Raw genomic sequence first — 14,315 nt, 5'->3', positions numbered from 1 at the left:
GAGATTATTTAGAGGCCTAATTGTGAATCGAGAAACAGCGATCGTTCTCTCGCGTAATGAAGCGTTGTTGTGGGAGCTGACAGGCCAGAACGGCTCCGCACTGATCATCGCGCTAGTATTCTTGGTCGTTTTGACAATGCTCGGTATCGGAGTCTTCTATTCGGCTACCACGGAGGAGCGCATAGCGCGAAACTTTCGTGATCAGGAGATCGCCCTCAGGGCAGCAGAAGCCGCGATCGAAGAAGCAAAAATGCTGATTACTGGAAGTTACGATCGTTCGACGGCGCTCGCGAATCCGCCTGTTGTACTGGACTACAAGCGTTGCCATCCCGAGGGCGCTATTCCCGGGTTTTCTTGCAGGTCCGATGTTTACAACTCTCCTTTTGTAGATCTGTACGCCAGCGGGACGCCGCCGGGTGCGAACCTTGGCACCTATGACCCAAGGGCAGATAGAAAAACGTCTCCCGAGATCCCCGGTCTTGCCGGTCAGCCACGCTATCTGGTTGTTCTCCTGGATGACAGTCTCGAATGTGGTCAAAACACAGAGGACGCAGGCTTGTCCTGCTTTCGTATTTACGGTCAGGCCAGAGGACGCGTTGCATCAACCCGCGTCAATCTTGTGGAGCTTTTCCGCTGGTAAGTTGGCGTAGCCGACCGAGATCGTAATCAATTTTATTTGCGCTCATGATCGATTTGGAGTGTGCTATGAAGCAACGTCTCTTGTTTGTTTCCTCTTTTGGCATTTTTGCTGCGGCGTCATGCCCCGTATTTGCCGGCGTATTGGCTGACGCTCCGCTCTCCGTGATCGCGCCCGTTCCGTCTAATGTCATTTTCCCGTTGTCTGTCGAATTTCCGACAGCGAATACGGCCGCTTATCAAGGGACGAATGACTACAACCGAACAAATACATACCTGGGAATCTTTGACGACAAGAAATGCTACACGTACGACGCAACAAACCAGTGGTTTGAGCCCGCGGGGTTGGCGACGAATCACTCTTGTACAGCGAAGTGGAGCGGAAATTTCTTGAATTGGGCCTCGATGACCGGCTTGGACGAGTTCAGATACGCGATGACGGGCGGCAACCGCTACCGTGATACCAGCACGTTGACCGTCCTGGAGCGTACCTATCAGAGCGGTCAAGGAGGAACGAATAATTTCCCGGACAAAAGCTACTCCGGTTCTGGTGACACTCCTCATACGAGCATAAGCAAGATAGTCAACCAGGGGCAGGGTGTGTCGATGGCTGTGACCGTCGGAGCAACGACCACGACATACAGAGTGCGAGCCAAAGTCTGTGTGAATGACTCCGCAGTTGGTGGATTGGAATCGAATTGTGTTGGCTATGGTAGCGGCGCAAATACCGTATACAAGCCAATAGGAGCAATACAAAGGAACGGTGACAAAATGCGCTTTGGAGTTTTTTCTTACTTCAAAGACAATTCAATTGATAATGCCGTGATGCGCTCGAAAGCTAAATACGTTGCACCCACAAAGTGGACGGCCTCTGGTTCAGTTTCAAATGGGAATAAAGAATGGTCAGCAACGGATGGGACTTTTTTTTCCAATCCTGACCCGGACGATGCTACAAATTCCTACAATGGAGCAGTAACGAATTCGGGTGTTATCAATTATATTAACAAGTTTGGAACGGCAGCCGGTGGATATAAAACCTACGATAACGTGGGCAAACTCTATTATGAAGCGCTTAAGTATCTGCGCGGCCTACAACCGACTTCGAATTTTTACACCGGAGCGACGACCGCGAACAATGACAATTTCCCGGTAATAACGTCCTGGGATGATCCCGTCCAGTATTCTTGTCAGAAAAATTTCATCATGGTGATGGGGGATACCCACACGTGGTGCGATAAGCGTTTACCAGGAGGTTCGTTCACTGGAACAAACAACTCGCAGTGCAACGCAACAGCAACGCAAGTTGCCGACAAAGGATCATTGTCAGGCGATACTGATTTAAATGTTACGACATGGACGAATAAAATTGGTTCTCTTGAATCGATTTCCAATATGGCGACAACAGGCATTCAAAACGGGGCGAGCTATTACCTGTCAGGAATGGCGTATTGGGCGGCATATAACGGATTTCGCCCAAAATCGGATTTGACCAGTCACACTCCAGATACATCGAGAGACAACAATGTAAAAGCGAAGACTTTTATTATTGATGTTCTGGAAAACAAAGATCTCGGACAAAACAAGCAATATTGGTTTGCGGCCAAATATGGCGGCGCAGATTCCTTTGCAGCGACAAATGGAGCCGCTCAGGACTGGTCGACGTCCAGAACGTTTTCTTCCCCGTACCCGACTTTTTCGGGGGATTGGCCGAAAACGTTGTTGCCAGCCGGAGATCCGGCATCCATGATTTCGGCGGTCAACAGCGCGTTTGCGACTATTGCCTCCCAATCGGTTTCGTCTACACCGAGTTCCGCGTCAGTTGCCGACATGGCGACCACTACTGCGAGCGCGGCCAATATCTACGAGGTGAAGTACGACCCAAGCAAGTGGACTGGGGATGTTGAAAGTTACACGCTGGATAGAACCACCATGGAAAAGTCAGCATCGCCCGTGTGGAAAGCCTCGAACAGGTTGCCGGCATGGAACTCGAGAAAGATTGTGACGTTTAATGACGGCTTGAATGCGGACGGAACGGAGACGTCGGCAACCAATGCACGGCAAGGTGTTTTGTTTACGTCAGGCACTTTTTCCTCGAATTTGTCGCCAAGGCAGCAAGCGTTTCTCAACCTGAACCCTGCAACAGGAACGTCTGATGGGCGGGGGGCTGCAAGAGTGGATTACCTTCGCGGCGACGCAGTCAATGAAGGGAGCAGCGGGTACCAATGGAGAGCGCGGGCTTCCCGGTTGGGCGACTTTATTAATTCTGGGGCCGTGTACGTCAAATATCCGAAAGGGCTGGTCAGAGGTACAGACTATGGAACGTACGCTACCGCCGTTACGTCAAGGACACCCATGCTGTATGCAGGGGGGAACGATGGTATGTTGCACGCCTTCAACGCGGAAGCGGGCTCGGACGGGAACCCAACGACGAACAGCGGACGTGAGATATTCGCATACGTGCCGTCGGCCGTTTATTCTCGTTTGGGCCTTCTGGCATGGCCAGACTATTCGCATAAATATTACGTAGACGCGACCCCGATTGTCGCTGACGCGAAATTGACCGGCTCGGGATGTACTTCAGGTTCCGATGCGTACAAATGCTGGCGTACGGTGTTAGTCGGAGGACTCGGGGGGGGCGGGCAGGGCGTGTACGCGTTGAATATTACGGACCCGTCTTCATTCTCCTCCGCTAGTCCTTCGAGCATTGCGATGTGGGAGTTTACCGATCGTGATGATGCCGACATGGGCTATTCGTTTGCTAGGCCGTACGTTGCACAGATGAACAACGGGAAGTGGGCTGTCATCGTCGGAAACGGCTTTAATAGCAAAGATGCCGATAATGACGTCGGTGGAGTGCAAAGAACGGGGTCTGGCCGGGCCAACCTCTTCATTCTTTTCTTGGACGGCCCGACGGGAACGAACCGTGCTTGGGTTTCGGGAACCGACTACATAAAAATCGAATTGAAGTCGCCCGATGAATCCGCCACTACGCCCGAACCCAACGGTCTGGCTTCTGTTCAAGGGATAGATAACGACCGCGACGGGAAGGTGGACTACCTGTATGCCGGGGATAGGCGCGGCAACCTTTGGAAGATTGACGTCAGTGGTTCCGCAACAAGCGGCTGGAAGAGCGCTTTCGGTTCTATTGCAGAGCCGACGCCGCTATTTACCGCGAAGACTGCGGACACGACGCCTGTTTTGCAGCAGGTTACTGCGCCACCGACAGTGATCCGCCATCCGAACGGAGGGTTCATGGTCTTGTTTGGAACGGGCTCGTATATTGATCAGGGAGATTCGACCGGACCGTTTACGATGCAGTCGTTCTATGGCATCTGGGATAAAAATAACGGTACAACCGTATCCCGGAGCCAACTTCAGAAACAAAAAACGCTTGCGACGGCAAGTTTTGAGGGCAAGCTTTATGGCCTTCAGTCGACCTGCGTGGCCAACTACAGCACTTCAGCAGTCACGCGCAGTAGCGCGACGACGACTTGTCCCAGTTCGCTTCAGCCTGTCGGATCGCCAATATCGCAACAACGCGGTTGGGTACTCGACTTGAATTTCTCAGGTAGTTCGACAAACCCCGGAGAGCGGTATGTCTCTGACGTGGAAGCCGGAATTGCAGACGGAGTTTTGACGTTTGTCACACTAACCCCAGCAAGTAGCGACCCATGCGAAGGGGGGGCGACGGATTTAATGTATGACTTGGACTATTTGTCGGGCGCCGCGCCATCTACGCCCACGTTCCTTCACGTTGTTTCCAACATGTACGAGCCGATCTCCGTCAGTTTTTCGGTAGGTGGGAACACCTTCCGCAGTAATCCGAGTTCGGTAAAAATCAACCAGGCAGGGACGGGGAAGAATGCCGGTAGCATCAAACTCTCGGTAGAAGGAGGGGGGCCGCGCATAAGTTCTGAAATACTTGAAAGCGGTGGTAGCCCTTGCAAGCCGCTCAGTGCCACGACGCCTTCGAACGCCGCATTTGTTCCCGGAAGGCAGTGTCTCGTAACCCGACTCAACAAAACGCTAGACACGATTAAAAGGGATCGTCGCCCTGCAACGGTAACATGGCGGCAAACAGTCCAGTGACAAAACCGATGAGGTATTCGCCGTGCGAGTGAGCAAAAGTAGTGATAGAGGCTTCACCCTGATCGAGTTGATGATCGTCGTGGCGATCATCGGCATTCTGGCGGGGGTCGCGTATCCCTCGTATGTTGACTACGTCAGGAGAGCGGCGCGGGCGGAGGCGCGCACCGCCATCATGAACATGGCGCAGTTTCAGGAACGGAACTTCACGGATCGGGGCGGTTACGAAGACGTTACGACAACGACAACGACGGCTCCTTGGGGTTCTCTGAAGTACTCCGGTTCAAGTTTAGCCAGCCGTAAGTACGACGTAACGGTAGCCAAAAACGGTTCTACCTACACTATAACCGCAGCTCCTGCAAATGGTTTTGCTGACCCGGCATGTGGCAACCTTACGCTCACAAATGCTGGGGTGCGCGGCTCCAGTGCCGGAGTAGCGGCTGATTGTTGGAAATAGTTCCCGCTCGGACAGAACCGGCTATGTCGTCGTGAAAGTTAGGTTCGAGCACTATTGCAGTTCTTTGGGGAGCGCGAACATTACGTTTTCCGGTGCGCCTGCAAGTTGTTCCACGTGAGATTCGTTGCCATCGAGGGCGGCGAGTTTCTTGACGACGCCCTCAACCAAGGACTCAGGCGCTGATGCGCCAGCGGTAACGCCGGTTTTCGCCGCGCTCGTAAGCCATTCCGAATCGATTTGGCTTTCGTCGTCAACGAGGTAGGCTTGGGTTCCGGCTAGCTGCGCGACTTCACGCAGGCGATTCGAGTTCGAACTCGATTGGCTGCCTACCACGAGAATTACATCGGCTTTTCCCGCTAGTTCCTTTACGGCGTCCTGGCGATTCTGCGTCGCATAGCAAATATCGTCCCTTTTGGGGCCCACAATCCCAGGAAACCGCCGCCGAAGAGCCGCTACAACCTTCTCGGCGTCATCCATCGAGAGCGTGGTCTGCGTAACGTACGAGAGCCGCGCGGGATTGGATACTTGCAGTTTTTCCACATCATCTACCGTTTCGACCAAGTACATTCCCTCGGTGCTCTGACCCATCGTCCCTTCCACTTCCGGGTGCCCTTTGTGGCCGATCATGATGATTTCTCGGCCTTCCCGGCGCATGCGAGCAACCTGAGTATGTACCTTGGTTACAAGTGGGCAGGTGGCGTCGAAGACCTTTAAGCCTCGGCCCTCGGCTTCTTCGCGGACAGCCTTGGAAACCCCGTGGGCGCTGAAGATGACGGTGCTGCCTGGCGGGACGTCTGCCAGTTCGTCGACGAAGACCGCGCCCTTGGCGCGCAAGTCATCGCACACGAACTTGTTGTGCACGACCTCGTGGCGAACATAGATCGGAGCGCCGAACTTTTCGATGGCGCGTTCGACGATGGCGATGGCGCGTTCGACGCCGGCACAAAAGCCACGGGGATTAGCAAGAACGATCTGCATGGAGTGTCAATTATCCTGTCTTAGGTCGGCGAAGCGTTTCGAAATCCGGAGGCGAAGAAGCTAGGGCTGGCGTCGTTCTGCAGCGGATTACCAGCAGATTGCGCGCTTCACCTCTTCGACCGTCAAGCAGGCAGCCGTCCGGTTATTCCGGGCCTAGTGTGTCGTGCCTTCGTCTGTTTCGACCTCGTCGCCGCGTTTGGGTTTCGCCGCAAATTGATCCCAGACGAGGAGAATCGCGCCTATCGTGATAGCGGAATCGGCGACGTTGAACGCCGGCCAATAGTAGCCGGCGGCATGCCACTGGATGAAGTCCACGACGACGCCAAAGCGGAGGCGGTCGATTACATTGCCGAGCGCGCCGCCGAGAACCAGCGTGAGTGCCAGCGAGAGTCGAAACTCGGCCGAGTGTCGCCTCAGCAGCGAGACGATCCAGGCGGATACGCCGAGGGAAAGTACGGTAAAGAACCACCGTTGCCATCCGCCGGCGTCTGAGAGAAAGCTGAACGCTGCACCCGGATTGAATGCGAGCACCCAATTGAAGAACGGTGCCACGTAGCGGACTTCACCCGGCTGCAACGTGCCGAGAACGACCCACTTACTGGCCTGGTCGAGGATGATGATGATCCCCGCCAGCCACAGCCAGTTCGTGATGTTACGCGCAGGCACGCGGCTCACCTTCGCCGTAGAGGTTGCTCACGCAACGGCCGCAGATTTCCGGATGGGCCGAATCTGCGCCAACGTCTTCCCGTACGTGCCAGCAACGCTCGCATTTGGCATGCGGGAGGGCGGCGCATTCGAGTTTCTCCTCCGATGAGCGAACCAGCGTCGTTTTTGAGCAGATGAAGACGAAACGCAGGTCGTCGCCGAGCGAGGCGAGCGTTTCGTACTTCTCGCCGTCGGCGTGAAGGGTTACCTCGGCCTGCAACGACGAGCCGATCTTGCCAGCGATACGCAGATCCTCCAGGGCTCGCGTTACATCGGCGCGATAGGCGCGGATACGGTTCCATTTTTCCAGCAGAGGGGCTTCGTTGGCAGCACCGGGCAGCGGTTGCCAAGTTTCGAGCATGACGGATTCCGGCTTGCCGGAAAACGTTTGCCATGCTTCGTCGGCAGTGAACGAAAGGATCGGAGCCATCAGCTTGATGAACGTTTGCGCAATTTGCCAAAGCGCGCTTTGCGCGGAACGGCGAGCCGGGGATTTCGCGGCAGCCGTATAGAGGCGGTCCTTGAGGATGTCGAGATAGAAACCACCGAGATCCTCCGAGCAGAAGGTCTGCAAGGCCTGCACGACGCGGTGGAATTCGTAATGCGCGTAATCGGCCTCGCAACGTGCCTGCAGCTCGCGCGTCATGGCGAGCGCGTACCGGTCGATCTCAAGCCATTGCTCGGGAGGCAGCAGATCCGTTGCTGGGTCAAAATCCGTTGTGTTGGCGAGTAGGAAACGCAAGGTGTTGCGGATGCGCCGGTACGCTTCGACGACGCGTTTGAGGATTTCGTCTGAAATCGACAGTTCGCCGGAATAATCGGTGGCCGCCGTCCACAAGCGCAGGATTTCCGCCCCCAGTGTGTCAGAGACTTTCTGCGGCGCGATCACATTGCCCTTCGACTTCGACATCTTCAGGCCCTTGCCGTCGACGACGAAGCCGTGGGTCAGAAGCGCCTTGTAAGGCGCCCGCCCGTCGATCGCACAGCCGGTGAGCAACGAACTCTGGAACCAGCCGCGGTGCTGGTCCGAGCCTTCCAGGTAGAGGTCGGCCGGATACTCGCTGTCCGCGACGTGCGAACCGCGCATCACCGAGAGGTGGGTGGCACCCGAGTCGAACCAGACATCCAGCGTGTCCTTCATCTTCCGGTACTGATCCGCTTCTTCGCCAAGGAGTTCCTTCGGATCGAGTGAGAACCAGGCCTCAATACCAGCCTTTTCGACGCGCAGCGCTACTTCTTCGATCAACTGTTCCGTACGTGGGTGCAACGCGCCCGTTTCCTTATGCAGGAAGAAGGGGATCGGTACGCCCCAGTTGCGCTGGCGAGAGACACACCAATCGGGGCGCGTCTTCATCATGGCCTCCAGCCGGGCGCGGCCCCAGGCGGGGAAGAATTCTGTGTCGTCGACGGCGAGCTCGGCGACGCGCCGTAAGGTGGCGGCGTCTGCCTTGTCCTTGTGCTCCATGCCGATGAACCACTGCGTCGTGGCGCGGAAGATGATCGGCGTTTTGTGCCGCCAGCAGTGCGGATAGCTGTGCGTGATCTTCTCGGCTTTGAGCAGGCAGCCTTTCGCTTCGAGCTCCTGCAACACGAGCGGGTTTGCGTCCCAAACCGTCTTGCCGGCGAGTGGAGACACCGAGAGTGGCGGCGTGCTGAGCAGGAACCGGCCGTCGTCACCGACTGGGTTGTTCACCGGAAGGCCGTACACCTTTCCTACCAGATAGTCGTCCATGCCGTGCGCCGGGGCCGTGTGCACCAAGCCCGTACCTGCCTCGAGCGTGACGTGCTGACCACAGATGATGGTCACCTCGCGATTCTGGAACGGATGCTTGAGAAGCACGCGTTCCAGTGTCGCGCCTTTGGCCGAACCGACCACGTTGCCTTCCAGACCGTAACGTTTCAAACAGGCTTCGGCAAGTTCGCGCACCAGGATCAGCGATCCCTTGGCTGTCTCGATCAGGTCGTACGTGAAGTCGGGATGGGCACACACAGCCTCGTTCGCTGGCAACGTCCATGGCGTCGTTGTCCAGATGACGGCAAAGGCCGGCGCGCGCAGGTGCGAGAGCCCGAAGAGCTTGGCGACTTTGTCGGCATGGTTGGGATGAACCTGAAACGCGACGTCGATCGCTTGAGATGTCTTGTCTTCATACTCGACCTCGGCTTCGGCGAGTGCCGAACCGCAGTCCATGCACCAGTTCACCGGCTTTAGTCCCTGATACAGGTAGCCCTTCTTCAGGATCTTGCCGAGCGCGCGGATCTCGTCAGCCTCGGTCTTGAAGTTCATCGTCAGGTACGGATTGTCCCAATCGCCGAGTACGCCGAGGCGAATGAAATCCTTCTTCTGACGTTCCACTTGTTCCGCGGCGAACGCGCGGCACAGTTCGCGCACCTTGTCGCCCGGGATGTTCTTGCCGTGCAGCTTCTCGATCTGATGCTCGATCGGCAAACCATGGCAATCCCAGCCCGGGATATAGGGCGCATCAAATCCAGCGAGCGTTTTCGAACGGACGATGATGTCCTTGAGAATCTTGTTGACGGCGTGTCCGATATGAATGTCGCCGTTGGCGTACGGAGGGCCGTCATGCAGGATGAAGCGAGGGCGTCCCTTCGACGCCTTGCGAATCTGCTGGTAGAGCTTTTTTTGTTGCCATGCCGTAACCCACTGCGGCTCGCGCTTGGCGAGATCGCCGCGCATCGGGAAGGAGGTGTCGGTGAGGTTCAGGGTGTTCTTATAATCGGCCATGGCAGGTACTCAATGCTTGAAATAGGCTCTAGCAGTTTCGACGTCGCGGGCGATTTGTGCCTTTAACGCCTCGAAATCGGGAAAGTGTACTTCGTTTCTCAGTTTGTGCAGAAAACGTACATTCAAATGGGCGCCGTAAATGCTCTCGGCAAAATCGAACAAATGCACTTCCAGCAGCGGGTGCGGCAGCCGGTTCGCGCTCGGGCGGATGCCAAGATTGGCAACGCCCGCATGCGGGCCGTTAGAAAGGCCGTGAACCTCGACGGCGAAAACACCGAGGAGCGGCGGCTTTTCGTGTTTGATGCGGATATTCGCGGTAGCGAAACCCAAATGGCGCCCCATCTTGTCGCCATGCACCACGCGCCCGTCGATCGAATAGGAGCGGCCGAGTAGACGAGCCGCGTGTTCCATCTGCCCGGAGGCGAGCGCCGAACGCACGGCGGAACTCGAAGCTCGCTCGCCATCGACGGTGATGCTCTCCATCGCTTCTACGGCGAAACCCAGGCGCTTCCCGGCGTCGCGCAACATCTCGAAGTTTCCGCGCCGGCCCGCGCCGAAGCAAAAATCGTCACCGATGATCAGGTGTTTGACGCGGAGTTTGGCGACGAGGATGCGTTCAATGAACTCCTCGGCGGGAATGGCGGCGAACTGAGCGTTGAACCGGCAGATGTAGGTGAGGTCGGCGCCGTCTTCCGCAATGAGTTCCAGCTTTTCGCGCAACGTCGAAAGGCGCGCGGGGGCTGATTCGGGAGCGAAGAATTCCCGGGGGTGAGGCTCGAACGTCATGACCGCCGGCGCGATCTTGGACGCGGCTGCCACCGCTCTCAGGCGCGCGAGCAATGCTCGATGGCCCAAATGCACGCCGTCGAAGTTTCCGATCGTCAGGGCCGTTGGAGCAGGAGCGGGTTCTGAAAAACCGCGATAAACGAGCATCGGATTGAAAGGGTTGCAGCGGAAGCGGAAAAAGCCTGAATTATAACGGTTTTGAGGGGCCGCCGGCCAGGAATGGCGCGGGTTTCGGGAAATCGGAGCAGCGGCATTCCAACGATACAAGGGATGGTCAGTACCCTGACGGAAGTCGAACCCACGGAAATCGGCTTGCGTAAGTCCTGAAAACTGGGCTCTCGTGGAACTGGCATATACTCGGCGCAGTCCGAGGCTTGGCCTTGCGCCGTCTGGGTTGTTTGTACGGTAGACGGGGTATAGGGCTCGGGAGGGGAGCATGCCATGCAATCGGCATGGCGAAGCCGTGATAAAAACAGCCCGATCGGCAATCGAGGGGGAATGAGCGAGCAAAACTGTTACCACTGTGGTCAGCCTGTCCCGCATGGCGTGATGATGTCCGTGATGGTCGACGGCGAGGCGCGCGCCATGTGCTGCATTGGTTGCCAAGCCGTTGCCAAGGCCATCGTGGACGAAGGTTTGGGCGACTATTACCGGACGCGGGATGCGCTTCCGGAAACGGCTCGTACAGGCCCCGAATCAGTGCCGGCAGTGCTTTCACAACTTCAGCTTTACGACAACGCTGATTTTCAGAAGAGCTTCGTGCGCGCGCTTGGAGAGAATGAGCGTGAGGCGGCACTGATCATCGAAGGGATTACCTGCGCCGCGTGCATCTGGCTCAATGAGCAGCACGTCGCGAAGCTGCCAGGGGTGGTCGGCATTCACATTAACTTTGCCACACGGCGTGCGCGCGTCCGCTGGAACGAGAAGCAGATCAAGCTCTCGGACATCCTCGCGGCGATCGCTGCCATCGGCTATCGGGCGCATCCGTACGACGTCGGCAAAAGCGAGGAACTTGCCCGCCAGGAAAGAAGATCGGCGCTTTGGCGTGTCTTTGTCGCGGGTTTCGGGATGATGCAGGTCATGATGTACGCCGTCCCCGTTTATGTGGCTGGCGAAGGCGAGATGCCGCCGAACATCGAGTCGCTGATGCGATGGGCGAGCCTTGTCCTCACTGTTCCCGTTATTGCGTACTCGGCGGCGCCGTTCTTCCTCGGCGCGTGGCGCGACGTATGGCTCTTCCGTGTTGGCATGGACGTCCCCGTGGCTTTGGGGATTGGAGCGGCATTCGTCGCCAGCGTGTGGGCAACTTTGACGGGGGCGGGGGAGGTCTATTTTGACTCGGTAGCGATGTTCGTCTTCTTCCTGCTCGGGGGGCGTTACCTCGAGATGACGGCGCGCCAGCGAGCGGTCAGCGCGACGGAAGCCTTGGCCAAACTGATGCCCGCCTTTGCCGCGCGTGTTCCCGGTTATCCGGGCGGGCGTGAACCGGAATTAATCGTCACCGGCGATCTTCGTCCGGACGATGTCGTTCTCGTAAAGCCAGGCGAGACGATTCCGGGCGACGGTTGTGTGGTGGAAGGGGAGAGCCGTGTCGACGAATCTCTCCTTACCGGCGAGAGCGTACCGGTCACAAAAGGTAGCGGGGCGGCTGTAACTGGCGGCGCGATCAATGTTGAAAGTCCGCTCTTCGTACGCATTGAACAGGTCGGCGAGGCAACGCGCCTTTCCGCGATGATCAGGCTGATGGAGCGGGCAGCGATGGAAAAGCCGCGCATCGTAGAGACGGCGGATCGCGTTGCCGGCCGCTTTATCGGGGCTTTGCTTGTCGTCGCCCTTGCAGTAGGTGTGGCTTGGTGGTTCGTTGATCCCCAGAAGGCACTGTGGATCACTGTGTCGGTCTTGGTAGTCAGCTGCCCGTGCGCGCTATCCCTCGCGACACCGGTCGCTCTCACGATCGCGAGCGGTGCCATGGCCCGCAGTGGCCTTCTTGTTACCCGTAGCCACGCGGTGGAGACGCTAGCCCGCGCAACGCATTTCGTTTTTGACAAAACGGGCACTTTGACGGTCGGCCGCATGAAACTGCTCGGCGTGACGGTTCTTGGCATGCGCAGTGAAACTGAATGTCTGGCGCTTGCCGCCGGCCTTGAACAGGCGTCCGAACATCCACTCGCGCTTGCGTTGCTGGGTGCGGCCCCAAGTGCGACGGCGCTGTCTTTGGAGCACGTCGTCAGTGTCCCGGGAAGCGGACTGAATGGGGCGTACCAAGGGAACACTTTCCGCCTTGGGCGACCCGACTATGTCAAAGCTTTGCACCAACGGCCCATGTCGGAAGCGGGGAAAGAGGTTCTTAAAGGCGGCGATACCGTGATCGCTCTTGGGGACACGAACGGCTGGCTGGCGCTTTTCCGCTTTGGAGACGAAGTGCGCGACGAAGCGAAAACTCTGGTTGCCGGCTTGCGGCGCGACGGCAGAAAAGTCTCGCTGCTTACCGGCGATGCTCTACCCGTCGCCACAAAGGTCGCGGCGCTCCTCGGGATCGACGACGTGCAGGCCGGAGTATCGCCTGAAACGAAACACGCGTATGTAAGGAGTCTTCAGGAGAACGGAGAAGTCGTTGCGATGGTCGGTGATGGGGTTAACGATGCCCCGGTTCTTGCGCAAGCCCAGGTCTCCATCGCGATGGGTGGGGGAACGCAGCTTGCGCGTGCACAGGCTGACCTCGTCCTCCTCTCGGAGAACTTGAGCCACCTTCTGGATGGCGTCTTTGTGGCCCGACGCACGCTGAAAGTGATCCGGCAAAACCTGGCGTGGTCGTTTGCCTACAACTTCGTGGCGCTTCCGCTTGCGATGTTGGGTTTTGTCACGCCTTGGATGGCGGGGATCGGGATGTCGGGAAGCTCGCTGCTTGTCGTACTCAACTCGCTACGCCTGCAGAAATTCCGAGGGAGTTGAGGGGGCGATGGAAATCCTTTACCTGCTGATCCCACTGTCGGTCATTCTTGTTTTCTTGATCGGCGTGGCTTTCTGGTGGTCCGTCCGCCACGGTCAGTTCGATGACCTGGAAGGACCTGGCCACCGGATTTTGATGGATGACGATCGGTCGTCCATCAAGGCGGTGGACAACGAACTGGCTTCCGAGCGTCCCGGTTCAACAGACGATAAAAAAGCCTGACCGGCGTTTGCCGATCAGGCTCTTGTGCACTCTTGGGTTGGCTAGAAGCGGTAACCGATGCCGATGCCGACGAGGAGAGGATCAATTTTGACCCGGGAAACGCGAACACCGGCGTCATTCGTCAGATCGCTGCGGATCTGAACTTTCTTGACGTCGAGGTTCAGGAAAACGGACTTGCTGATCCGGTAATCGAAACCGGCCTGAATCGAACCGCCCCAACTGTCGTTTTCGAGGTGCAGACCGGTCACGCCCGGTACCGAGAGGTCTTCTTTAGAGATCAACGTGTAGTTGACGCCCGCTCCCACATACGGGCGGAAGTCGCCGTCCGGATTGAAATGCCATTGCAAGTTCAGCGTCGGGGGCAAATGGTAGAACGTTCCCGCCTTGAAGGCGCCGATGGCGCTGTCAGTTACCTTCACCTTGTGTTTTTGTGGATAGGTGAGGATCAACTCGGCCGCGAGATTCTTGGTGAAAAAGTAGCTGACGTCGACCTCAGGAATCCACTTTTCGCTGACATGGATGGCGTCCTTCGGTACGGCGAGCGACGGAATTGCGCTCGACTTGTTGGCCGGGTCGATGAGAACGGCGCGGCCGCGGACAAGCCAGTTTCCTTCTTCAGCCTGCTGGGCTTGCGCAGCGAAAGCGGCGGAAATCGTCATTCCGAGTACTGCGATTTTGAGCAAGTTTTGCATCAGGACCCCCTTATATTGGTGTGGCAAATGAACTACGGACGGCAACGACACTCAAAGATG

10 protein-coding genes are annotated in these 14,315 nt (G+C 57.1%); 5 read left to right on the top strand and 5 right to left on the bottom strand.

From position 1 onward, the window contains the following. The first annotated feature begins 22 nt into the window (after window positions 1-22). The 3 genes from NZ453_RS02795 (at window position 23) to NZ453_RS02780 (ending at window position 5,179) form a co-directional block, all read left to right on the top strand. Complete coding sequence (locus tag NZ453_RS02795; RefSeq protein ID WP_263768799.1) at window positions 23-640, top strand: pilus assembly PilX family protein; 618 nt, start codon at window positions 23-25, stop codon at window positions 638-640. 65 nt (window positions 641-705) lie between these two features. After that, entirely contained in the window at window positions 706-4,725 is a 4,020-nt protein-coding gene (locus tag NZ453_RS02790; RefSeq protein ID WP_263768797.1) for a pilus assembly protein, read from the top strand. 28 nt (window positions 4,726-4,753) lie between these two features. After that, window positions 4,754-5,179, top strand: coding sequence for a type IV pilin protein (locus tag NZ453_RS02780; protein WP_338051137.1), 426 nt, complete (start codon window positions 4,754-4,756; stop codon window positions 5,177-5,179). Between the two features lie 51 nt (window positions 5,180-5,230). On the opposite strand, the gene ispH is transcribed toward NZ453_RS02780, so the two are convergent. From ispH to NZ453_RS02760, 4 genes are all read right to left on the bottom strand, one after another. After that, on the bottom strand, window positions 5,231-6,157 hold the full coding sequence (ispH, locus tag NZ453_RS02775) for a 4-hydroxy-3-methylbut-2-enyl diphosphate reductase (protein WP_263768796.1): 927 nt from the start codon (window positions 6,155-6,157) through the stop codon (window positions 5,231-5,233). A 153-nt stretch (window positions 6,158-6,310) separates the two neighbouring features. Next, entirely contained in the window at window positions 6,311-6,823 is a 513-nt protein-coding gene (gene lspA, locus NZ453_RS02770) for a signal peptidase II (protein WP_263768795.1), read from the bottom strand. Beyond that, window positions 6,810-9,605 (bottom strand): isoleucine--tRNA ligase, encoded by a 2,796-nt coding sequence (ileS, locus tag NZ453_RS02765; protein ID WP_263768794.1) that lies wholly within the window; start codon window positions 9,603-9,605, stop codon window positions 6,810-6,812. Before ileS ends, lspA begins: the two co-directional genes overlap by 14 nt. A gap of 9 nt (window positions 9,606-9,614) precedes the next feature. Next, window positions 9,615-10,538 carry a bifunctional riboflavin kinase/FAD synthetase gene (locus NZ453_RS02760; protein WP_263768793.1) on the bottom strand — a complete coding sequence of 308 codons (924 nt, stop codon included), beginning with the start codon at window positions 10,536-10,538 and terminating at the stop codon, window positions 9,615-9,617. Window positions 10,539-10,889: 351 nt separating this feature from the next. Here NZ453_RS02760 and NZ453_RS02755 point away from each other — a divergent pair, with 351 nt between their 5' ends. Both NZ453_RS02755 and ccoS read left to right on the top strand, forming a co-directional pair. Beyond that, window positions 10,890-13,343, top strand: coding sequence for a heavy metal translocating P-type ATPase (locus tag NZ453_RS02755; protein WP_263768792.1), 2,454 nt, complete (start codon window positions 10,890-10,892; stop codon window positions 13,341-13,343). Between the two features lie 7 nt (window positions 13,344-13,350). Continuing rightward, window positions 13,351-13,563: a cbb3-type cytochrome oxidase assembly protein CcoS gene (gene ccoS / locus NZ453_RS02750; protein WP_263768791.1), complete on the top strand. Its 213-nt coding sequence runs from the start codon at window positions 13,351-13,353 to the stop codon at window positions 13,561-13,563. Between the two features lie 41 nt (window positions 13,564-13,604). Here the strand turns inward: ccoS and NZ453_RS02745 are convergent, their stop codons facing one another. Further along, complete coding sequence (locus NZ453_RS02745; protein WP_263768789.1) at window positions 13,605-14,255, bottom strand: OmpW/AlkL family protein; 651 nt, start codon at window positions 14,253-14,255, stop codon at window positions 13,605-13,607. Window positions 14,256-14,315: the final 60 nt, after the last annotated feature.

The organism is Propionivibrio soli, from assembly GCF_025770765.1.
Classification (GTDB): Bacteria; Pseudomonadota; Gammaproteobacteria; order Burkholderiales; family Rhodocyclaceae; genus Propionivibrio; species Propionivibrio soli.
Note: the sequence above shows the minus strand (reverse complement) of the source record. Positions and strands in the feature narration are given on the sequence as shown.

Excerpts from the sequence above, each read along its gene's own strand:
- NZ453_RS02755 (WP_263768792.1), top strand. The coding sequence starts at position 10,890 with ATGAGCGAGCAAAACTGTTACCACTGTGGTCAGCCTGTCCCGCATGGC.
- ileS (WP_263768794.1), bottom strand. The coding sequence starts at position 9,605 with ATGGCCGATTATAAGAACACCCTGAACCTCACCGACACCTCCTTCCCG.
- ispH (WP_263768796.1), bottom strand. The coding sequence starts at position 6,157 with ATGCAGATCGTTCTTGCTAATCCCCGTGGCTTTTGTGCCGGCGTCGAA.
- NZ453_RS02760 (WP_263768793.1), bottom strand. The coding sequence starts at position 10,538 with ATGCTCGTTTATCGCGGTTTTTCAGAACCCGCTCCTGCTCCAACGGCC.
- NZ453_RS02745 (WP_263768789.1), bottom strand. The coding sequence starts at position 14,255 with ATGCAAAACTTGCTCAAAATCGCAGTACTCGGAATGACGATTTCCGCC.
- ccoS (WP_263768791.1), top strand. The coding sequence starts at position 13,351 with ATGGAAATCCTTTACCTGCTGATCCCACTGTCGGTCATTCTTGTTTTC.
- NZ453_RS02790 (WP_263768797.1), top strand. The coding sequence starts at position 706 with ATGAAGCAACGTCTCTTGTTTGTTTCCTCTTTTGGCATTTTTGCTGCG.